The sequence below is a fragment of the Sporocytophaga myxococcoides genome, from assembly GCF_000775915.1.
GTDB classification, from domain to species: domain Bacteria; phylum Bacteroidota; class Bacteroidia; order Cytophagales; family Cytophagaceae; genus Sporocytophaga; species Sporocytophaga myxococcoides_A.
Genome location: NZ_BBLT01000003.1, coordinates 161543 through 182414 on the forward strand (window position 1 = coordinate 161543; position 20872 = coordinate 182414).

The following is a 20872-nucleotide window of genomic DNA, read 5'->3' on the forward strand; positions in this document are numbered from 1 at the left end:
TGTGTTTTTATGGTTCTGTTGATAGATGTTAAGTTCTTCTTCTGTCTGTGATAATAAGCTTAGCCTTAACCAGTTAGTGCACTTAAAGTTTGGCTTATTATACCAAAGCTTCAAATAAAATTTCTACCGGATGTTTCGCAGATTTCCCTGTTCCATCCTTGATCTGATGTCTGCAGCTTGTTCCCGGAGCAGCAATAATTGTTTCATCAGAAGCTTTCCTTACAGCAGGGAAGAGGACAAGCTCTCCTACCTTCATAGATACTTCGTAATGTTCTTCTTCATATCCGAAGGATCCTGCCATTCCACAACATCCAGATGGAATAACTTCTACTTTATAGTTTGAAGGAAGGGTTAGGATTTTCTGAGTATATGACACAGATGATAGTGCTTTTTGATGACAATGACCATGAAGTTTGATTTGCTTAGCCTCCTTTTTGAAAGCGCTGGCATCAATTCTTCCTGCTTCAGCCTCTCTTGCAAGAAACTCATCTATAAGAAGACTATTTTTAGCAAGGATTTCGGCAGCCTGTTTCTGTTCAGGTGAAGCTAACGCAGGATATTCGTCTCTGAATGAAAGTATCGCAGAAGGCTCGATCCCAAGCATTGGATGTTCCTTGCTTACTTTGTCTTTCAGCATGTCTATGTTTTTTCTTGCTATTTTCTGTGCTTCACGGATAAGTCCTTTAGACATGTAGGTTCTTGCACTTTCCAGATGTTCAGGTATTTCAACTTCATAGCCCAGTTTGGTAAGCAGGCCAATTGCTTTGATTCCTATTTCTGATTCGTTATAGTTTGTGTACTCGTCGCAAAATAAGAATACTTTCCCCTTTTTGTTTCCCTTTGCCTGAAGAGCTTCTTTGTTTTTGCCAGCCCATTTCCTCAGAGTAACGGGTGATAACAGAGGCAATGGGCGTTTGGAAGACATTCCCAGTACCTTTTTCATTAAGCCACCTGTAAGGCTGTTTTTCATGACAAAGTTAGACAAACCGGAGAAATTGCTTACAATGCTGTTTGCTTTGGCAAAGTTGGCAATCATCATAGCTCTGAAAGGAACTCCTTTTTCATCATAATACTGCTGGAGAAATTCTGCTTTCATTTTAGCCACATCTACGTTAGACGGACACTCTGATTTGCAGCCTTTGCAGGACAAGCAAAGGTCCATTACTTCGTATATCTCGTCATGGGCAAATTTATTCTTTTTGGGAGATCTGGTAAGAAACTCTCTCAGGATATTGGCTCTTGCCCTGGTTGTTTCTTTTTCACTTCTGGTAGCCATAAAGCTTGGACACATAGTGCCGCCTATAACGTGAGACTTACGGCAATCACCAGAACCATTACATTGCTCTGCAAGTCTCAAAATTCCCTGACTTTCTGAGAAGTCGAAAACAGTATCAAACTGGTTTGTAGTCTGATTGGATTCGTATCTCAGCGATTCGTTCATTTTTGGTGTATGAACAATTTTCCCTGGATTAAAGATATTGTTAGGATCCCAAACGTGCTTAAGTTCTACAATCATATTGTAGTTCTTTTCACCTATCATCTTTTTAACAAACTCACCTCTTACTCTTCCATCTCCATGTTCCCCGCTGAGGGATCCTTTGAATTTTTTTACAAGATCAGCTACTTCATCTGTAATAGTGAAGAACATTTGTCTGTCTTCTTCTTTTTTAAGATCAAGTATCGGGCGAAGGTGAATTTCACCATCTCCGATATGAGCATAGAAAACGCAGGATTTATTATGCTTGTCAAGGATTTGCTGGAACTCTTTGATAAACTCAGGCTGGTCCTCCACTGCCACTGCCGTGTCTTCAATACAAGCCACAGCTTTAGGATCACCTGGAACGTTTGCCAGTAAGCCAAGTCCTGCTTTTCTCAGGCTCCAGACTTTATTTACATCAGCCCCGTGCAAAATAGGGAAATAATAGCCGTAACCATTGGCTCTCATTTCAGCTTCCATATCAGTGGCAAGCTTTTCAATTTCTTCTTTGCTATCTCTAGCAAATTCTACTACCAGGAGCGCTCCCGGATCTCCTTGTACAAAGAAGCGATTTTTGGTTTGCTCAATATTATGTTTGGTACACTGAAGAATAATATCATCAATCAATTCAACAGCACCAGGATTGTACTTAAGCGCGATCAGGTTCGCTCTTGTACTTTCGTCGATTGTGTTCATGTGAACCGCCACCACAGCTTTGTGTTTAGGCGGTACATCAACAAGATTTAATTTGATTTCTGTAGTAAATGCAAGTGTACCTTCAGATCCTGCAAGTAGCTTACACATGTTGAATGCTGGTTTCCCAGAAGTGAACGGCTGTGATTCCAGCAATTCATCTATCGCGTAACCTGTGTTTCTTCTTCTGATAGAAGGTTTGGGAAATTCTTTTCTGATTTCTTCTGCATTCGCAGGGTCAGAAAGAATGGTTTTTATATGCTTGTAAACCTTACTTTCAAGGGAGGAACCTTTGGCCTTTGCTTCAAACTCATCAAGTGTCACAGACTTAAACACTGCATCAGATCCGTCACTTAAAATTGTTTTCAATTCTAAAGTATGATCTCTTGTTGTTCCATATATCACCGAGTGAGAGCCGCAAGAATTGTTTCCGACCATTCCCCCGATCATACATCTGTTTGAAGTAGAGGTTTCCGGAGCAAAAAAGAGACCATGTGGTTCAAGGATTTTGTTCAGTTCATCAAGATTTACACCTGGCTGAACTCTTACCCACTTCTCTGCTTTATTGATTTCAAGTACTTTTGTCCAGTGGAAAGAAACATCTACCACAATCCCTTTTCCAACTACCTGACCTGCTAAAGAGGTCCCTGCTGTACGGGGAATGATCGACGTTTTATGTTGATTGGCGAATGTTATTAGTTTTTTAATATCCGACTCCGATTTTGGTCTTGCCACAGCCAATGGCAATTCGCGGTAAACAGATGCGTCGGTTGCGTAAAGAGTACGCATGGTAAGGTCTGTAAAAAACTCGCCTTCTAGTGAATTCTTCAGTTCTTCTAATTTCGCCAGCATTAACTTCTTATATTCTTAGGAAACTGCAAATTTAACGATTTGCGGGATAACAAATGGGCAGAATATGGCAATTCTGCTTTTTTATTATAAAAATCGCTAATTTTAAGTTCAAAGTTCTACAACTATGAAAAAAATAATCGTTCCGACCGTGTTTTTTATCATTTTAGGCCTTACTCTTCTGAGTGTCACTTCTAAACCTCTTTTCCCGGATTATTGCCCGGATGCGAAAAAATATACTTCCCTGCAGGAAGCACTTGCTGAACCCGAGAAAGTTGTAAAGTTGGATATCAGCATGTTAAAGCTTACTGCCATTCCTCCGGAAATTGGTAAGCTTACAAATCTGGAGTGTTTGGATCTCTCTTTTAACAGGATAACTACATTGCCAGCTGAAATGGCCAATCTGAAGAAGTTAAGATATATCGATTTGACAGGTACGAATTACATGGCAAAACTTCCACCGGTTCTTGCTCAGCTGCCTAAACTTGAGGCCGTGAATATTTCTGATCATGCCTATTGGAAACCTGCTCAATTTGAGGAGGCTAAGAAGTTTTTGCCAAATGTGAAGATGATTCTTTCAAATGATTAATCACTGAATCCAAAGATGATTTCCTCAAAATTAAAAAATGCCGGATAACTTTGTTTTACCAATAGGGCCGGCATTTATTTTCCAATTTTTCTGGAAGAGCCTTTCAGCTCTTTTGCCACATCTCTAACAGAATCTGCTTCTTTTCTGAGATTTTTTGAAGCCAGATCTAAAGAGTCAGGTCTTGCTTTTTCTATATCAGCTGCATTTTGAATTTTGTCTTCAAGCATCTTAGCGTTCTGTTCTTCAGGTGAATTGTTGCATGACATCAATGAAAATAAGAGGTAGCAAAAAATTAATCTTCTCCTAGTTTTACATTATTTTTAGCTAAAACTCACCTGTATAGGGATTGTTCTTCGTTCTTAAGGAAATCTAAAGCTAAATTGCCTCGTACATAACCTTAGTTTAAACAGAAAGACAGTATTATGGACCCTATCCTTCATTTCTTCATGAATCATTTCTGGTGGATTGTTCCGCTGGTTCTGATAGTTTCTGTAGCCATTAAAGACATTTTTTTCAACCGTGCACATACGATTAAACACAACTTTCCTGTTGTTGGGCACTTGCGCTATCTGCTTGAGAAAATCGGTCCTGAAATGAGACAATATATCGTTGCGAACAATAGGGAGGAGCTTCCTTTTAACCGGAGTCAGCGTTCATGGATTTATGCAAGTTCAAAGAGAGAAAATAACTATCAGGGATTTGGTACTGACCAGGATCAGAATGCTGCAGGGCACATATTTATTAACCCTGCAATGTTTCCATTTAATCTGAAAGCTGGTCATCCGAATATCGAAGATCCAGCATTTGTTCCATGTGCAAAAGTTATTGGACTTGCAAATAAAAGAAAGAAGCCATTCAGACCTTATTCTATTGTGAATATTTCTGCAATGAGTTATGGTTCGCTTTCTTCAAAAGCTGTTGAATCCATGAACAAGGGGGCTTTGAAAGCCGGTTGTTATCATAATACAGGGGAAGGTGGTTTGGCTCCTTATCATTCTTTTGGGGCTGATGTTGTCTTCCAGGTAGGTACCGGGTATTTCGGGGTTAGGGATGAGTTAGGAAATTTTTCAATGGAGAAGATGGAAGCTCTGGTTAAAAAGAATCCATTTGTAAAAGCAATTGAATTTAAACTTTCTCAAGGTGCTAAACCAGGAAAAGGTGGAGTGCTACCTGCTGCTAAAATTACTCCGGAAGTAGCTGAAATCCGTCAGGTCGCAATGGGCAAAGATGTAATCTCCCCAGCTTGTCACTCCGCATTTAGCAATGTGCCTGAGATGATGGATTTTATAGAAATGGTCGCAGACAGAACAGGTTTGCCTGTTGGAATAAAATCAGCTGTAGGAAAACTTGAAATGTGGGAAGAACTTGCTGATTTGATGGCAGAAAGAGGCACAGGCCCTGATTTTATCACAATAGATGGAGGGGAAGGTGGAACAGGTGCTGCACCTCCTGCATTTGCAGACCACGTTTCATTGCCATTTTCTTATGCTTTCAGTAAAATTTATAAAGTGTTTGCAGAGCGAGGCTTGTCAGACAGAATAGTTTTTATTGCTTCTGGGAAACTTGGTTTCCCAGCAAAAGCTCTTACAGCATTTGCTATGGGCGCAGATATAATTAACGTTGCAAGGGAAGCAATGATGTCTATTGGTTGTATTCAGGCTCAGGTATGTCATACAAACAGATGTCCCGCCGGTGTTGCGACTCAGAATAAATGGCTTGCAGCAGGAGTGGACGTGACCTTGAAGTCAGAGAGATGCTATAATTATATTAAAACACTAAGAAAAGAATTGCTTGAAATCACTCATGCCTGTGGTTATGAACATCCTTGTCAGATGACTATGAGAGATGTAGACCTCAGTATGGGTGATAACAATATGACAATAAAGCTTAGAGACTCTTATAAATATGACAAGGTAAAGGTAAACTTTAATGGTATGCAGGAAATAAAGGATTGCCCGTATCTTGGTGGTCCGGCAAGGAAGCAGGAAAAACAGGAGTTGGCGGAAGTTAAATAATTTGAATTAAAATATTAGGAGGAGGTCATCTCGTTAAGAGATGGCCTTTTTTGTTTTTAAGCATAATGTTACCCTGGGTTTAAATGTAGAGACGCCATGCTGGCGTCTCTCTGTCCATAAGGGAGGCTTTTGACATTTAATGAAATAATAAGGAGTTAAAATCTTAATTAGGCTCTTTACTATAGTTTTTGAGACGCCAGCATGGCGTCTCTACATGGAAGCAATAATAATTCAAATCTGAACTGGTAATAAACTGTTCCGATCTACTCTTCGCTCTCCAGTTCCTTCAGGATTTTACTCACATCCTCTTCAGTTGTACTCAGTTTTGTCTTACAGATTTTTATGAGCAGTGCTGCTCTTTTTACCTTATCTGAAAGGTCATCTACAGAAATTTCTCCCTGTTCTATTTCTGAAACAATGAGTTGCAGTTCTTCAAACGCTTCTGTATAACTTATTTTTTCACTCATCTTTGTCTGATTGATCGATTGATTTGATAGTACTATCAATAACACCGCCTAAAACTCTTGTTTGAATTACATCTCCCTTCTTTAGCTTGTCAATGCTTTTTAATGCCTTACCATTCAATAGCGTTATGCTGTAGCCTCTTTTCAGCACGCTTTCAGGGCTCATGTTATTGATGTTTTTTTCTATGTTTTTTAATTCTTTCGTTTTTGATTCAATAATTCCTGGTAGACGTTTAGCTATTTCTCTTTTATTCTGTGTCAAAAGAAGAGAAGATTGACGAAAATGTACTTTGGTGTCTTTTCTCAGATCTGCCGTAAGCGTTTTCAGGCAAATGTTTTCCTTTTTTAGTATATAATATGAATGATGTGATAATGCTTTACTTTCATTAACTATATCATTTTTGAATTGATTAATACTATTATTCGCAACTGACCTGAATAATCTGGAAGCACTATGGAATCTGGTCTTTTCATCCATAATCATCCTAAGACTTTTATCCTTGATTTTATCTTCAGCCTTTTGAACCGGGATGGAGAAGTTATGGAATTTCTGTAAAAGAAATTCTGCCAGTTTGGTTGGAGTGATCTGGTTTGAAAAGGAAATCATTTCAGCCACCGTTTCATTAGTCGCATGTCCAATACCTGTTAAAACTGGGATCGGGAATAAGGCAATTTCTTTAGCCAGCAAATAGTTATTGTAACAAGACAGTCCCACATCTCCACCTCCACCACGGATGATTGCAACTGCATCAAAATGGCTTGCAACTATTTTTATTCTTCTTAGCTGTCTGATGATGTCTTCAATAGCCTTCTCGCCCTGTAGCAATGCGGGAAACAGAAAGGTGAAGAATTTATAATTCCATGAATTTTCCTCAATCACTTTCATGAAATCAGCAAAGCCCTTGCTTGTTTCTACGGATATAATAGCAAGTCTTTGTGGTAACAGAGGAAGGTTTAATGTTTTGTTTTGATCGTATATCCCTTCGGTCTGAAGCTTTTGTATGGTTTCTTTCTTTTCTCTTTCAAGATCTCCGAGCGTATAATGTGGATCAATCTCAAGGATGTTAAGCGCTAATCCATACCCAGGATCAAAACAGATTTTTGCAAGGAATAAAATTTTGATACCGTCTTTTAATGGCTCTTTAAGAATTTTAAGGAACTTATCATTTGCGTTTAAGTAATCCGTTTTCCATAGAATGGATTTTAACTGGGCTATAACTTTTCCATCCTGCTTTTCAACCAGCTCGGGATAGCAGTGGCCCGAGTGCTTGTAATGATTCAGCTTATTCATTTCTGCCATTACCCAGAAAGCATTTTTATACCTTTCAGAAAGGGTCTTTTGTATGCTCTTGGTTACTTCGAGCAATGAAAATACATTCTTGTCATGGATCTGCTTAGGCATTTGCTGTTGAAAGGTTGAATGCAAAAGGTTAACGGCTTAAGGCAAATTATTGAATTAAAATATAAGATTCAAATGGAGTGTAAAAAATAAGTTGCGGGGTTGAGCTGTGGAGTCTATAAGGCGGAAATAGCTGGTTTAGCTGTCTACCTATGGATATGGAGACGCGAATTATCATTATTATTGTTGGAGTACCTAAGTTTGATCTGCAGCAATTTTAAGACTTAATGATTTTAGTCCATTTATCGAAAAAATATTCTTACTAAGATTTGAAGTTTTTTGGTAATGGTAAGAGAGAAGTTTAATCTATGTGGAGTATATAGGAAATGTTGTGCATCATTTTAAACTGCGTATTGCCTTAGTTGGGAGGTTTTGATTGAATGAAATAACTTAGATTTAAACGCAAATAGAAGTTAAATTAACAAAATGGCAAAATAAGAAGATTAAAACCTATTTATTTTTACTATTTTTGTTAAAATAAAAGTTTTTATGAACAGTTCAAGTCTTATTCCGACAGAGAAAATAGTCGAACGGTTACGATATGAAAATCCATGGTGGATAAATAAGGAAATACCGGAGACTTATAGCTCTATGTCCAGACGTCTGTATTTTAAATTGTTCTATCCATATGTAACAGAACAAAATATACGAAGAGCTTTAGTACTTATGGGACCTAGACGTGTAGGAAAAACGGTTATGCTGTTCCATAGTATACAGCAGTTAATAACTGAAAAGGTAGATCCACAGAAGATTTTCTTTGTTGGTATAGACAATCCAATTTATGTTCATCTTAGCTTAGAAGACATTTTAAGTCTTTGTAAACAGTCGCTCAATCAAAAAAACTTAAACGGTTGTTATGTGTTTTTTGATGAGATACAATACCTTAAAGATTGGGAACGGCATCTCAAAGTGTTGGTAGATTCATTTCCTGAAACAAAATTCATTGTATCGGGTTCAGCTGCGGCTGCCTTAAAATGGCATAGTACGGAAAGTGGAGCAGGCAGGTTTACCGATTTTATGTTACCTCCTTTAACCTTTCAAGAATATATTCATCTCAGAAGTATGAACCATTTAATTTATGATGGAACAATCTTATATGGAGAAACAGAAAGAGCATATTGTCTTACACATGATATAAAAGCACTGAACAAAGAGTTTGTGGATTATTTAAATTTTGGAGGTTATCCTGAGGTCGTTTTATCTGAGAAGATACAAAGTGATATGGGAAGATATGTAAAAAATGACATCGTAGACAAAGTTCTATTACGTGATTTACCTAGTTTATATGGAATAAAAGATGTTCAGGAGTTAAACCGTTTTTTTACATACATTGCCTATAACACGGGTAACGAATTTTCCTACGAAACAATGAGCAGAGAAAGTGGGATACAAAAAGATACACTGAAAAAATATTTAGAATATTTAGAAGCAGCATTTCTCATAAAAGTATTAAACAAGGTTGATGTAAATGCCAAGCGCCTAAAAAGAGTAACAAGTTTTAAAGTCTATTTAACTAATCCATCTTTACGTACAGCTTTATTCTCTCCCATTTCTGTAATGGACAGTGAAATGGGAAATTTAGTAGAAACAGCTGTACTATCACAATGGATGCACCGTGAGAAGCTAGATTTAACCTATGCGAGATGGAAAGATGGTAGAAATGAAGGAGAGGTAGATTTAGTTTTGGTTGATGATAAAAAATATAAACCTTTATGGGGGGTAGAAATAAAATGGAGCAATCGCTACTATGAAAAACCCCAAGAACTAAAAAGTTTAGTTCAATTTTGTAAAGCTAATTCGCTTGAAAAGGCATTGGTTACCTCTATTGACCAAATTGGAGTAAAAACTGTTGATAAACTTTCGTTTTCATTTTTGCCTGCATCAATATACAGCTATAACATTGGTGACATAACTTTGAAAATGAAAAATATTAATTAACATTTTAACAATATTCGGGATGATTAGAATAGATATTATATTCCTGAAGTTATCAATCATTAAGGATGACGCAGCTAATGGGTCATTCTTGACTAAAAAGGCTGCCTTTCCAGACAGCCTTTGATTTTTTATAGCTCTAGATTCACCTGATTTCTCAGCAGATCTTCCATCGTTTCCCTTTTTCTGATGAGATGTGCCTTGCCTTTATACACAAGCACTTCAGCAGGTCTGAATCTCGAATTATAGTTTGAACTCATGCTGAAACCATAAGCTCCTGCATTTTTGATTGCAAGGATATCTCCTTCACGAACTTCATTCATCACTAGTCCTGATCCAAATGTGTCTGTTTCGCAGATGTACCCTACAACGTTATATGGTTTTTCAACACCTGAAGGATTAGAGATATTGACTATGCTATGGTAAGCACCATACATCATTGGACGAATAAGGTGATTCAAGCCGGAGTTGACACCGACAAAAGTAAGGTCAGGAGTTTCTTTTACCACATTTGTCTGAACCAGCAAATAACCTGATTCGCTCACAAGAAATTTACCTGGCTCGAACCATAGCTCTAAATCTCTGCCATATTTCTTACAGAATTGCTGAAACGAAGAAGACATTTTTTCTCCCAGTTCAGCAATGTCAGTTGTATAATCTCCTTCTTTATAAGCCACTTTAAAACCGCTTCCGAAATCAAGAAAACGCAGGTTTTTAAAGTTATTGGAAAGATCAAAAAGAATATCAGCTGCTTTTACAAAAGCATCTGCACTTTTAAAGTCAGAACCGCTGTGGATATGCAGTCCGATGATATCAATATTGTATTTAGAAACGATGTTCAGAATTTCAGGAAACTGCTCTATGGAGATACCGAACTTAGATTCCTTATGTCCTGTCATAATTTTAACGTTTCCTCCTGCATCTATATGCGGGTTGATTCTTATGCAGCATGGTACCGAAGAACCATATTCTTTACCGAATTTTTCAAGGAAAGGAAGGTTATCAAGATTGATGGTTACGCCTTTTTTTACCCCAGCCTGAATTTCTTCATAAGCCACACAGTTAGGAGTAAACATGATGTCTTTTGCCTCGAAGCCTGCTAAAAGACCTAGCTCCAGTTCCTGCAGACTAACTACATCTATCCCTGATCCTGCTTTATTTAAAAGCTTAAGGATGGCCTGATTGGTCAAAGCTTTTGCAGCGTACTTAATCTTTAGATTTACACCTGAAAATGCATTTTTTAACCTTTGAAACTGCGAAAGGATTTTTTCCGCATCGTAAACATAAACAGGGGAACCGAATTCTTTTGCAATTTCGGCTAATTCTACGCCCTGAATCTGATAATTGACCTCTTTGAGCAACATAGTAATTTTTATGAAGTACAAAGATAACAAAACCATTGGGATTAGTTAATGCAATATTTTTTGGTTAAATTTTGGACTTTCGGAAAATTATCAATTACTTTGAGCGTTCGTCGATAAAATCATGAAGTTAAACGTACATAATGGCTGGTGGTGGAGCATTTCTAGGAAAATGTGAACAGAGGGTCTATGTATATATAAATATAAAAAGAAGCTTGCTGTTCAACAACGGCAAGCTTTTTTAGTTTTAAAAAAGGGGTAAAATCAAATGGCACAATACAGACTTACAACAACATACAAAAAACTACTGGCGGATACGATCACTCCAGTGAGTATTTACCTTAAAGTCAGAGATAAATTTGCAAATAGCATTCTGCTGGAAAGCTCGGATTACCATAGCAATGAAAACAGCTTTTCATATATCTGCTGCAGCCCTCTGGCAAAATTTGAGGTTTCAGATGGAAACATCATTACTGAGTACCCTGACAAAACTTCAAAGTCAGTAAAAATTACGGACAGAGTTCAGGTTTTGACTGCACTAGAAAGTTTTAAAAGCTCTTTTGAAGCGGAGAAAAGTCCGTTTAATTTCAGCAACAATGGGTTATTCGGGTATATGGCCTATGATTCTGTAAGATATTTCGAAGACCTGGATATAAAGACATTCGAATCTGAAGACAGAAAAATCCCGGAAATTCTTTACCATGTGTATCAGTACGTGATTGTTGTCAATCACTTCAAAAATGAGCTGTTTATTTTTGAGCACTGTTACAACGACCAATGTACAGGACTTGATCAGGTAGAGTCTCTTCTTATAAATAAGAATTTTGCTTCATACAAATTCTTTCCCTGTGATGACGAAATATCAAATTTCACAGATGCAGAATTCCTTGATGTTATAAAGAAAGGAATTGACCATTGTTACCGAGGTGATGTTTTTCAGATCGTACTTTCCAGAAGATTTTCCCAAAGTTATACCGGTGATGAATTCAATGTTTACAGAGCCTTAAGATCTGTAAATCCTTCTCCATACCTCTTTTATTTCGATTACGGAAGTTTCAAAATTTTCGGCTCCAGTCCTGAAGCACAAATCGTTATTAAAAACGGAAAAGCAAGTATTTATCCGATTGCCGGGACTTTTAAAAGAACCGGAAACGATGACCATGATGCTGAATTAGCAAGGAAGCTTTTTGACGATCCTAAAGAAAACTCGGAACATGTGATGCTTGTCGATCTGGCACGTAATGATTTGAGCCGCAGTGGAAAAGAGGTTGAAGTCGAAACTTTTAAAGAAATACAATATTATTCTCACGTTATTCACCTTGTTTCTAAAGTAACCGGTGTATTAGAGGGTGATAAATCTTCGTTAAGCCTTGTGGCCGATACGTTCCCGGCAGGGACACTTTCTGGTGCACCCAAGCATATGGCGATGACCCTGATCAACAGATTTGAGAATGGAAACAGAGGATATTACGGTGGGTGTATCGGTCTGCTTTCCTTTAATGGAGATTTTAACCATGCTATCATGATCCGTTCTTTCCTGAGTAAAAACAATCATCTGTATTATCAGGCAGGAGCAGGAGTAGTTGCAAAATCAGAATTGCAAAGTGAATTAAATGAAGTACATAACAAATTGCTTGCTCTTCGCACTGCAATTAAACTAGCTAAAGAAATATAAGTACTATGCGCCTTTTAGTTTTAGACAATTACGATTCTTTTGTATATAACATAGTTCATATTATAAAGGAGTTAGGCTTTGGTTCAAATATGGAAATTCATCGTAACGATAAAATTTCCATTGATGAGGTTAAGAATTTTGATAAAATTTTGCTTTCCCCTGGACCAGGAGTTCCTTCAGAAGCGGGGATTTTGCAGGAAATAGTCAGGAAGTATGGTGCCGAAAAAGATATTTTCGGTGTATGCCTGGGTCATCAGGGAATAGGAGAAGTCTATGGTGCAAGCCTTATTAATCTTGATCAAGTATATCATGGACTTTCAGTTAAAACAAGAATCTGCCTTTCTGACTATATTTTCGATGGCCTTCCTCAAGAGTTTATGTGCGGAAGATATCATTCATGGGCAGTGGATCCGAATAGTAATCTTGATCAGATAGAAGTAACTGCTGCAGATGAGAAGGGCAATATAATGGCCCTCAGACATAAGAAGTACAAAGTAAGAGGTGTGCAGTTTCATCCTGAATCTGTTCTCACAGAAAATGGTAAAGTGATTATGAAAAACTGGTTAAACGGTTAATCCGATTTGATAATGAAAGAAATAATTCTTCAGCTACTGGAGCAAAAAAGTCTGAGCAAAGATACTGCGAAACAAGCTCTGACAGATATTACCTTAGGTCGCGTGAATCATAGTCAGATGGCATGTTTCATGACTGTCTATATGATGCGCAGTATTACTGTTGAAGAGCTGGAAGGTTTCAGGGACGCCATGCTCGAACTTTGTCTCGCAACTGATTTGTCGGAATATAATCCAATAGATCTCTGTGGTACTGGCGGGGATGGCAAAGATACGTTTAACGTTTCTACATTGGCTTCTTTTGTTGTTGCCGGGGCTGGTGTCAAAGTTGCTAAGCATGGAAATTACGGTGTTTCCTCAGGGGTTGGATCTTCCAATATCATGGAGCACTTTGGGTATAAGTTTACCAATGAAATAAGCACTCTGAGAAATCAGATTGAAAAGACGGGAATATGTATTCTGCATGCACCACTTTTCCACCCTTCAATGAAAAATGTTGGTCCTATCAGAAAAGATCTGGGAGTGAAAACTTTTTTCAATATGCTCGGACCAATGTCTAATCCTGCATTTCCTCAAAACCAGCTTGTAGGTGTTTTCAGTCTTGAATTGGCAAGGCTTTATGGTTATCTTTACCAGAAAACAGGTAAAAACTTTACCATACTACATTCACTGGATGGTTATGATGAAATTTCTCTTACTGGTGCTTTTAAGATCATTAGTAATAAAAGAGAGACTATTCTTCGGCCGGAAGATATTGGTTTCAGTAGGGTTAAGGCAGAAGCTTTGACATCAGGTAAGTCTCTAGAGTCTTCAGCTAAAATATTTACGAATGTATTGTGTAATGAGGCAACACAGGAACAAACCTCTGCTGTCATTGTAAATGCAGCAATGGCGATCTGGTGCACGAGGCCTGAGCTTAGCCTGGAAGATGCTATCGGTCTTGCCAAAGAGTCACTTGAATCCGGTAAAGCTTTGAGCGCCTTTAAAACATTACTATCTCTGAATTAAGAATATGAACATACTTGATAAAATCATCGAGCGCAAAATAAAGGAAGTGGAGCAGAGAAAAAGGCTTACTCCTGCAAGTGTGCTTGAAAAGTCGGCTTACTTTGAATTGCCTAATATTTCTTTCAGAAAGTTTCTTACAGATCCATCAAGAACAGGAATCATTGCAGAGTTTAAAAGAAAGTCTCCGTCTAGAGGCGTAATCAATGATAAAGTTACAGTAGAAGAAGTTGTTTCTGCTTATGATTGTTTTGGAGCAAGCGCTGTTTCTGTTTTGACAGACATTGATTTCTTCGGTGGATCGGATGAAGATCTGCTCCATGCAAGAGATGTAATCAAATGTCCGATTCTGAGGAAAGAGTTTATCATTGATGAGTATCAGATTCTGGAAGCAAAATCTATGGGAGCTAACGTAATTCTCCTGATTGCTGCCGTATTGGAACCTAAGAGACTTAAAGCGCTGGCGGCATTTACCAAAAGCCTTGGCATGGAAGTGTTGATGGAAGTACATGACCTTGAAGAGCTGGAAGCCAATCACTGGGATGAAATAGATGCTATTGGTGTGAACAATAGAAATTTAAAAACGTTTGAAGTGAGCCTTGAAACATCTTATAAACTTTCAGAGGAAATTCCGGATAGATTTATTAAGGTTTCTGAAAGTGGAATTCATGATGCCAAGACTATTCTTCAATTAAAAGAATATGGCTTTGAAGGATTTCTGATCGGTGAAAATTTTATGAAAAACACAAATCCAGGAGAGGCATTTGGAGCTTTCACAAACGAATTAAAAGAATTGCAGCTGAAGCAATTTCAAACAAAAAAACCTATTTAAGATATGATCAGGCTCAAGGTATGTGGGATGAGGGAGGAAGAAAACCTTAAGCAGTTAATTCAGGTTGGGCCGCATTATATTGGGTTTATCTTTTATAAAAAATCCAAAAGGTTTGTCGGAGATAATGACGCTATTTCTTTTATTAAACCGCTTAATATTCCCAAAGTAGGGGTTTTTGTAAATGAAGCGAATAGTGAAATTATCAGGCATGCAAAAGCTTTGGATTTGCATATGATCCAGCTTCATGGAGATGAATCTCCTGCTCAGGCTGATGAGCTGAAAAGTCTTGGTCTCAAAGTTATCAAGGTGTTTTCGGTGAGCAATCAGTTGCCAGCGGAAGAGTTTAGTAAGTTTAAAAAGGCAGCAGATTTTTTTCTTCTTGATACAAAGACAGATGCCTATGGTGGCAGCGGTCAGAGATTTGACTGGTCCGTTTTAAAAGATTATGATAATGAAGTTCCGCTTTTTTTAAGCGGAGGCATAGGTGAAGAACATCTGGAAGAAATTTCAGATCTGAATAAAAAATTAAATATTCACGCCATAGATGTAAACAGCAGGTTTGAAATATCACCTGCATTAAAAAATATAGATAGTATATCATCATTTGCTCAAAAGCTAAAAGCATTATGAACTTTACAGTAGACAAAAACGGGTTTTATGGAAGCTTCGGAGGTGCATACATTCCGGAAATGCTTTTCCCTAATGTGGAAGAACTAAAGGAAAAGTATCTCAATATTATGCATGAGGAATCCTTTATCGAAGAGTATAACAACCTTTTAAAGGACTATGTAGGAAGACCTACTCCTTTGTATTTTGCTAAAAGACTTTCAGAGCACTTTAAAGCAAATATTTATCTTAAGAGAGAAGATCTTTGTCATACAGGTGCGCATAAAATTAACAATACCCTTGGCCAGATTCTTCTTGCCAAAAGACTAGGTAAAAGAAGGATTATTGCTGAAACTGGCGCAGGCCAGCATGGTGTTGCAACAGCTACTGTGTGTGCCTTGCTTGGTTTTGACTGCATAGTGTACATGGGGGAAATTGACATGGAACGTCAGAAGCCCAATGTTGAACGTATGAAAATGCTTGGTGCTAAGGTTGTGCCAGCTACCTCTGGCAGCAAAACTTTAAAGGATGCAACGAATGAAGCTATCAGAGACTGGATCAATAACCCTGCCGATACACATTATATAATAGGCTCAGTAGTTGGTCCACACCCTTATCCTGATATGGTTGCAAGATTCCAGGCCATCATAAGTAAAGAAATTCGTGCACAGCTTAAAGAAAAGACAGGTTCGGAAAATCCTGACTATGTAATAGCCTGTGTCGGCGGTGGAAGCAATGCTGCAGGAGCATTTTATCATTATCTGAACGAAGCGAAAGTAAAACTTGTAGCTGTAGAGGCTGCTGGAATGGGCATTGATTCTGGCTATTCGGCTGCTACGACTTTTCTTGGAAAGCCAGGCGTGTTGCATGGAAGCAAGACTTTATTGATGCAGACGGAGGATGGTCAGATTGTTGAAGCACACTCTATTTCTGCAGGCCTTGATTATCCGGGAATCGGCCCAATTCACAGCCATCTGTTCGAAACTGGAAGAGCAGAATTTTTAGCAATTACAGACAAAGAAGCATTTAAAAGCGCTGTTTTATTGAGCAAGCTTGAAGGAATCATCCCCGCTCTTGAATCTTCGCATGCGATAGCATCTTTGGCAAAATTAAATCTTAAACCTTCAGATACCGTTGTAGTGAACCTTTCAGGAAGAGGAGACAAAGATCTGATGACATATATAACCAGAAAAGAAGAATTTTTAAAAGACTAAGGTTATGGATACTAAAATTCAGTTAAAGAACAGATTGACTACGGCTTTCAGCGATAGTAAAAAGCCTTTGCTAAACATATATTTTACAGCAGGATATCCTGCTTTGAATGACACACTTCCTGTACTCAGAGCATTGCAGAATTCCGGAGTGGACATGGTGGAAATCGGAATGCCGTTTTCCGATCCTCTGGCTGATGGACCTGTAATCCAGAGAAGCAGTGAAATTGCACTCGAAAATGGAATGACCATAAAAGGACTTTTTCAGCAGATAAAAGAAATGCGTAAGGAAATTCATATTCCGGTTTTGCTGATGGGCTATATCAATCCTGTTTTGAGATATGGTGTTGAAAAGTTCTGTGAAGATGCGGCAGCCGTTGGAGTCGATGGTGTAATTATTCCTGATTTACCAGTTAGAGAATATATTGAAGACTACGAAGAAATCTTCCAGAAGAATAATCTTTCCAACATTTTCCTTGTAACTCCTCACACATCTCCGGAGCGTTTGAAACTTATTGATGAGCATGCTACTGGATTTATCTATGCTGTTTCTACGGACAGTACAACTGGAAACACAAAAGATATCAGGCAACAAGAGGCTTATTTTTCCAAGTTAAAAGCATCAGGATTAAAAAATCCATTAATGATCGGATTCAATGTAAGGGATAAAGAATCGTTTTGCTTCGCAACGGATTATGCTAATGGAGCGATTATTGGAAGCGCATTTGTAAAAGCGATTACAGGAAGCAAAAACCTGGAGAAGGATATTGACGTTTTCATAAAAGGTATCAGATAAGCGTTATTAAAGTTATAGAATGCCATGATCGAGATAATTCCGGCTATATCAGTTGTAAAGCTCAGAGTAGCAAGGGTTCAGAACGGAAACCTTGATAATATCAAGATCTATGATGAGCGACCACTTGATATGGCCTTGAAATTTCAGGATCATGGCATTAAAAAAATTCATCTGATTGATATTGAAGGCGCCAGAAAAGGACGGATCATGAATCAGGAGGTGATTGAAACTATAGCGGGCTATACGGATCTGGCAATAGATTTTGGTGGCGGAATTAATGATGATGATGACATACGACTTGCATTTGAACATGGTGCCAATGCAATTCATGCTTCTACTATAGCTGTCAACAACAAGGATTTGTTTTCTTCCTGGATTATTTCCTACGGAAGAAATAAAATTATCCTGGGAGCTGATGTCAATAATGGAAAAATAGCTACAAGGGGTTGGTCCAAAAGTACGGAAGTTGATGTCATTGACTTAGTGGATTATTTTCATAATCAGGGAATTTTATATGTAAAATGTACGGATATTAACTGCGATGACTCGCTTGCAGGTCCTCCGTTTGACCTTTATAAAAAAATTCTGAATAAATTTCCTGATATCAGACTAATGGCCAGTGGTGGAGTGAGGTCGGTAGAAGATATTGATAAACTTCAGGATCTGGGTGTTTATGGAGTGATATTCGCCAAAGCGTATTATGAAGGATTGATTAAACTAAAGGATCTTGAGAAATACTTCAGCTAAAATTTAGTTTTAGATCCTTAAATTATTTTTTTTGATAATAGCCCACTGACTTTTCTTACTTTTAGTAAATCTTATATTTGAATTTTTATTTTTGTAAAAGCAATTTCTAGTTTGTTTGCTTCACATTTAGGTAGTAAATTTGTTTGAAATCAGTCTAAATAAGCATGGGTGACCCCAAAAAAAGCATTGCAGATCTTAAAATCGGAGAAAAGGGAATCGTCTGTTGTTTCAAGGATGAAGAAATGTCTCTGAAACTGCTTGAAATGGGATGTCTGCCTGGTTCTATGGTGGAGTTAAGCAATAAAGCTCCATTAGGCGATCCTATTTGTATTAAAGTTTCCGGATATAATCTTTCTTTACGATTAGAAGAAGCAGCTACAGTAATGCTGCGATAGTTAGTTAATGTTCAAGTAAAATTAACCTCAGAATTTGAGTGGCAGATATTCCGGTTATCCTGCTTTAAATTCCTGGTCTCTGTTGGGATATGTCTATTGAAAAAACAACGAGGTTAAAAGTTGCCCTTCTGGGTAATCCTAATGCCGGTAAATCTTCACTGTTTAACCACCTTACCGGTTTAAATCAAAAAATCGGAAATTTTCCCGGAGTCACTGTAGATAAGAAAACTGGTACCAGTAAAATCAGTGACAATCTGTATGCTGAGATAATTGACCTTCCAGGGACATACAGTCTTTACCCAAAATCGCTGGATGAGCAAATAGTCCTGGATCTGCTGCACAGCAAAAAAGATCCGTCTTCTCCCGATCTCCTTCTGGTTGTGATAGATGCCTCTACTTTTAAGAGGAATATGCTGTTATTTACCCAGATCAGAGATCTTGGTTTTCCGGTCATTCTTGTTCTCAATATGCTTGACCTTGCAGAGCAGCATGGGATTAAGATTGATCCTCTTAAACTTGAAAAAGAGCTTAATGTACCAATAGTAGCTATTAATGCGAGAACAGGAGCAGGTATCCGTGAGCTAAAAGCCGCTATTGCCTGTCCTGTGCATACTCCGCCTGAAAGTTATTATAAACCGGGGCCACTGGCTTCAGGAATTATATCCGAAGTAAAAGAGAACTTTTCTCTGGAAAATGACTATCAGGCTATTTTGCTTGCACATCAGTATGACAACATGCGAGGGCTTCCTCAAAAGGAAAAAGAGGAGCTTGCAAGACTTGTTAAAAAGTGGAGTTTTGACTCAAAAGTATTTCAATCCAAAGAAACAATTGCAAGATATGATGTCATTACCCGGATTCTCAAGGAAACTGTTGAAGAGAAGTCCGTTGATGACAAGGAGTTAACCTCAACAAAAATCGACAGAATACTTACCCATAAAGTATTCGGGTATCTGCTATTCTTTTTCATTTTACTTGTTCTGTTTCAGTCCATTTTTGCATGGGCATCCTTTCCGATGGATTTGATTGATGGGGGAATTGCCTGGATAAATGGAGCATTAAAGCAAAATCTTCCTGGCGGACCTTTTACTGATCTTCTTACAGATGGTCTCATTGCCGGTCTAGGCGGGGTTCTTATTTTCATTCCTCAGATTGCCATTCTATTTGCTTTTATCGCTGTCCTGGAAGAGTCTGGGTATATGTCCAGGGTAATGTTTCTGATGGATAAGCTCATGCGTCCATTCGGAATGAGCGGTCGTAGCGTAGTACCTCTTATTTCAGGTGTTGCCTGTGCTGTTCCCGCTATTATGTCAACGAGAAGCATTGAAAATTGGAAAGAAAGGCTTATTACAATCTTTGTCACACCTTTGATGAGTTGTTCAGCGAGGATTCCGGTTTTTACCATTCTTATTGCATTAGTTGTTCCTGAGAAAGATATTCTTGGCTTCTTTAATCTTCAGGGAATTGTCTTAATGGCTTTATACCTGCTGGGTTTTCTTTCGGCAATCATTTCAGGATTTGTAATGAATAAAATTCTGCAGAACAAGCAGAGAAGCTTTTTCATTATGGAACTTCCTTCTTATAGAATTCCAAGATGGAAAAATGTAGGTTTAACGATTTATGAGAAAGTTAAAACCTTTGTTCTGGAAGCCGGGAAAGTAATTGTAGCAATTTCCGTTGTACTTTGGGTGCTTGCAAGTTATGGTCCTGGTGATATAGAAACAAAGGCTCTTGACGAAGTAAGGCAGGAACAGCCTGAGCTGGCAGAATCAACTCCTGATTTTGATAATGCAGTTTCGGGTAAAAAATTGGAACTTTCGTATGCAGGTAAGTTCGGACATTTTATAGAACCTGTTATTAGACCTTTAGGGTTTGACTGGAAAATTGGAGTAGCCCTTATCACTTCTTTTGCAGCGAGAGAAGTATTCATCGGAACTATGTCCACAATTTATAGTGTGGGAGACAGTGGAGACGACGAAGCAACAATCAAACAAAGAATGAAAGAGGAAATCAATCCAAAAACAGGGGGCCCGATGTATACACCTGCCCTTGCTTTTTCTTTGCTGATATTTTATCTGTTTGCCATGCAGTGTATGAGTACGCTGGCTGTTGTATATAGAGAAACTAAAGGCTGGACCTGGCCATTGATACAATTAGTCTATATGACTGGTCTTGCTTACGGCTTGAGTTTTATTACATATCATATATTTAGTTAAAAGAGGTGTTTTATTGTTATCTTTTGAAAGTTACAAGA

Annotated in this window: 18 protein-coding genes; 13 read left to right on the forward strand and 5 right to left on the reverse strand. The window is 38.1% G+C overall.

Annotated features, from left to right (window positions below):
- Positions 1–97: 97 nt before the first annotated feature.
- On the reverse strand, positions 98–3022 hold the full coding sequence (locus MYP_RS08540; protein WP_045461624.1) for an FAD-binding and (Fe-S)-binding domain-containing protein: 2925 nt from the start codon (positions 3020–3022) through the stop codon (positions 98–100).
- A gap of 124 nt (positions 3023–3146) precedes the next feature.
- Here MYP_RS08540 and MYP_RS08545 point away from each other — a divergent pair, with 124 nt between their 5' ends.
- On the forward strand, positions 3147–3608 hold the full coding sequence (locus MYP_RS08545; RefSeq protein ID WP_045461627.1) for a leucine-rich repeat domain-containing protein: 462 nt from the start codon (positions 3147–3149) through the stop codon (positions 3606–3608).
- Between the two features lie 74 nt (positions 3609–3682).
- Here the strand turns inward: MYP_RS08545 and MYP_RS08550 are convergent, their stop codons facing one another.
- On the reverse strand, positions 3683–3874 hold the full coding sequence (locus tag MYP_RS08550; RefSeq protein ID WP_045461630.1) for a hypothetical protein: 192 nt from the start codon (positions 3872–3874) through the stop codon (positions 3683–3685).
- 156 nt (positions 3875–4030) lie between these two features.
- Between MYP_RS08550 and MYP_RS08555 the strand changes: the two genes are divergently transcribed.
- Positions 4031–5623, forward strand: coding sequence for an FMN-binding glutamate synthase family protein (locus MYP_RS08555; RefSeq protein ID WP_045461633.1), 1593 nt, complete (start codon positions 4031–4033; stop codon positions 5621–5623).
- 263 nt (positions 5624–5886) lie between these two features.
- On the opposite strand, the gene xseB is transcribed toward MYP_RS08555, so the two are convergent.
- On the reverse strand, positions 5887–6090 hold the full coding sequence (gene xseB, locus MYP_RS08560) for an exodeoxyribonuclease VII small subunit (protein ID WP_045461636.1): 204 nt from the start codon (positions 6088–6090) through the stop codon (positions 5887–5889).
- Positions 6083–7489, reverse strand: a complete 1407-nt coding sequence (xseA, locus tag MYP_RS08565) for an exodeoxyribonuclease VII large subunit (RefSeq protein ID WP_045461639.1) — start codon at positions 7487–7489, stop codon at positions 6083–6085. The genes xseB and xseA overlap by 8 nt, the downstream gene beginning before the upstream one ends.
- Before the next feature lie 486 nt (positions 7490–7975).
- Between xseA and MYP_RS08570 the strand changes: the two genes are divergently transcribed.
- A complete protein-coding gene (locus tag MYP_RS08570; RefSeq protein WP_045461642.1) occupies positions 7976–9424 on the forward strand; it encodes an ATP-binding protein in 1449 nt (482 codons plus the stop codon).
- 128 nt (positions 9425–9552) lie between these two features.
- Here the strand turns inward: MYP_RS08570 and lysA are convergent, their stop codons facing one another.
- Complete coding sequence (gene lysA, locus MYP_RS08575; RefSeq protein ID WP_045461646.1) at positions 9553–10785, reverse strand: diaminopimelate decarboxylase; 1233 nt, start codon at positions 10783–10785, stop codon at positions 9553–9555.
- Between the two features lie 265 nt (positions 10786–11050).
- On the opposite strand from lysA, the gene MYP_RS08580 reads away from it, so the two are divergent.
- From MYP_RS08580 to feoB, 10 genes are all read left to right on the forward strand, one after another.
- On the forward strand, positions 11051–12457 hold the full coding sequence (locus MYP_RS08580) for an anthranilate synthase component I family protein (protein ID WP_045461649.1): 1407 nt from the start codon (positions 11051–11053) through the stop codon (positions 12455–12457).
- Positions 12458–12462: 5 nt separating this feature from the next.
- Complete coding sequence (locus tag MYP_RS08585; RefSeq protein ID WP_045461652.1) at positions 12463–13032, forward strand: anthranilate synthase component II; 570 nt, start codon at positions 12463–12465, stop codon at positions 13030–13032.
- A 12-nt stretch (positions 13033–13044) separates the two neighbouring features.
- Positions 13045–14037, forward strand: a complete 993-nt coding sequence (gene trpD / locus MYP_RS08590) for an anthranilate phosphoribosyltransferase (RefSeq protein WP_045461655.1) — start codon at positions 13045–13047, stop codon at positions 14035–14037.
- A gap of 4 nt (positions 14038–14041) precedes the next feature.
- On the forward strand, positions 14042–14866 hold the full coding sequence (gene trpC / locus MYP_RS08595) for an indole-3-glycerol phosphate synthase TrpC (RefSeq protein ID WP_045461658.1): 825 nt from the start codon (positions 14042–14044) through the stop codon (positions 14864–14866).
- 3 nt (positions 14867–14869) lie between these two features.
- Positions 14870–15496, forward strand: a complete 627-nt coding sequence (locus MYP_RS08600; RefSeq protein ID WP_081990450.1) for a phosphoribosylanthranilate isomerase — start codon at positions 14870–14872, stop codon at positions 15494–15496.
- Complete coding sequence (trpB, locus tag MYP_RS08605; protein WP_045461660.1) at positions 15493–16686, forward strand: tryptophan synthase subunit beta; 1194 nt, start codon at positions 15493–15495, stop codon at positions 16684–16686. The genes MYP_RS08600 and trpB overlap by 4 nt, the downstream gene beginning before the upstream one ends.
- Before the next feature lie 4 nt (positions 16687–16690).
- Positions 16691–17479 (forward strand): tryptophan synthase subunit alpha, encoded by a 789-nt coding sequence (gene trpA / locus MYP_RS08610; RefSeq protein ID WP_045461663.1) that lies wholly within the window; start codon positions 16691–16693, stop codon positions 17477–17479.
- A 24-nt stretch (positions 17480–17503) separates the two neighbouring features.
- Positions 17504–18226 carry a HisA/HisF-related TIM barrel protein gene (locus MYP_RS08615; RefSeq protein ID WP_052430042.1) on the forward strand — a complete coding sequence of 241 codons (723 nt, stop codon included), beginning with the start codon at positions 17504–17506 and terminating at the stop codon, positions 18224–18226.
- 164 nt (positions 18227–18390) lie between these two features.
- Positions 18391–18621, forward strand: a complete 231-nt coding sequence (locus tag MYP_RS08620) for a FeoA family protein (RefSeq protein ID WP_045461666.1) — start codon at positions 18391–18393, stop codon at positions 18619–18621.
- An 89-nt stretch (positions 18622–18710) separates the two neighbouring features.
- On the forward strand, positions 18711–20834 hold the full coding sequence (feoB, locus tag MYP_RS08625; protein ID WP_045461669.1) for a ferrous iron transport protein B: 2124 nt from the start codon (positions 18711–18713) through the stop codon (positions 20832–20834).
- Positions 20835–20872 lie beyond the last annotated feature (38 nt).

Coding starts and splice junctions, on each gene's coding strand:
- MYP_RS08570 (WP_045461642.1), top strand. CDS start 7,976: ATGAACAGTTCAAGTCTTATTCCGACAGAGAAAATAGTCGAACGGTTA.
- MYP_RS08600 (WP_081990450.1), top strand. CDS start 14,870: ATGATCAGGCTCAAGGTATGTGGGATGAGGGAGGAAGAAAACCTTAAG.
- xseA (WP_045461639.1), bottom strand. CDS start 7,489: ATGCCTAAGCAGATCCATGACAAGAATGTATTTTCATTGCTCGAAGTA.
- MYP_RS08550 (WP_045461630.1), bottom strand. CDS start 3,874: ATGTCATGCAACAATTCACCTGAAGAACAGAACGCTAAGATGCTTGAA.
- MYP_RS08585 (WP_045461652.1), top strand. CDS start 12,463: ATGCGCCTTTTAGTTTTAGACAATTACGATTCTTTTGTATATAACATA.
- MYP_RS08555 (WP_045461633.1), top strand. CDS start 4,031: ATGGACCCTATCCTTCATTTCTTCATGAATCATTTCTGGTGGATTGTT.
- MYP_RS08580 (WP_045461649.1), top strand. CDS start 11,051: ATGGCACAATACAGACTTACAACAACATACAAAAAACTACTGGCGGAT.
- xseB (WP_045461636.1), bottom strand. CDS start 6,090: ATGAGTGAAAAAATAAGTTATACAGAAGCGTTTGAAGAACTGCAACTC.
- feoB (WP_045461669.1), top strand. CDS start 18,711: ATGTCTATTGAAAAAACAACGAGGTTAAAAGTTGCCCTTCTGGGTAAT.
- trpD (WP_045461655.1), top strand. CDS start 13,045: ATGAAAGAAATAATTCTTCAGCTACTGGAGCAAAAAAGTCTGAGCAAA.
- MYP_RS08615 (WP_052430042.1), top strand. CDS start 17,504: ATGATCGAGATAATTCCGGCTATATCAGTTGTAAAGCTCAGAGTAGCA.
- trpA (WP_045461663.1), top strand. CDS start 16,691: ATGGATACTAAAATTCAGTTAAAGAACAGATTGACTACGGCTTTCAGC.
- MYP_RS08540 (WP_045461624.1), bottom strand. CDS start 3,022: ATGCTGGCGAAATTAGAAGAACTGAAGAATTCACTAGAAGGCGAGTTT.
- lysA (WP_045461646.1), bottom strand. CDS start 10,785: ATGTTGCTCAAAGAGGTCAATTATCAGATTCAGGGCGTAGAATTAGCC.
- MYP_RS08620 (WP_045461666.1), top strand. CDS start 18,391: ATGGGTGACCCCAAAAAAAGCATTGCAGATCTTAAAATCGGAGAAAAG.
- MYP_RS08545 (WP_045461627.1), top strand. CDS start 3,147: ATGAAAAAAATAATCGTTCCGACCGTGTTTTTTATCATTTTAGGCCTT.
- trpC (WP_045461658.1), top strand. CDS start 14,042: ATGAACATACTTGATAAAATCATCGAGCGCAAAATAAAGGAAGTGGAG.
- trpB (WP_045461660.1), top strand. CDS start 15,493: ATGAACTTTACAGTAGACAAAAACGGGTTTTATGGAAGCTTCGGAGGT.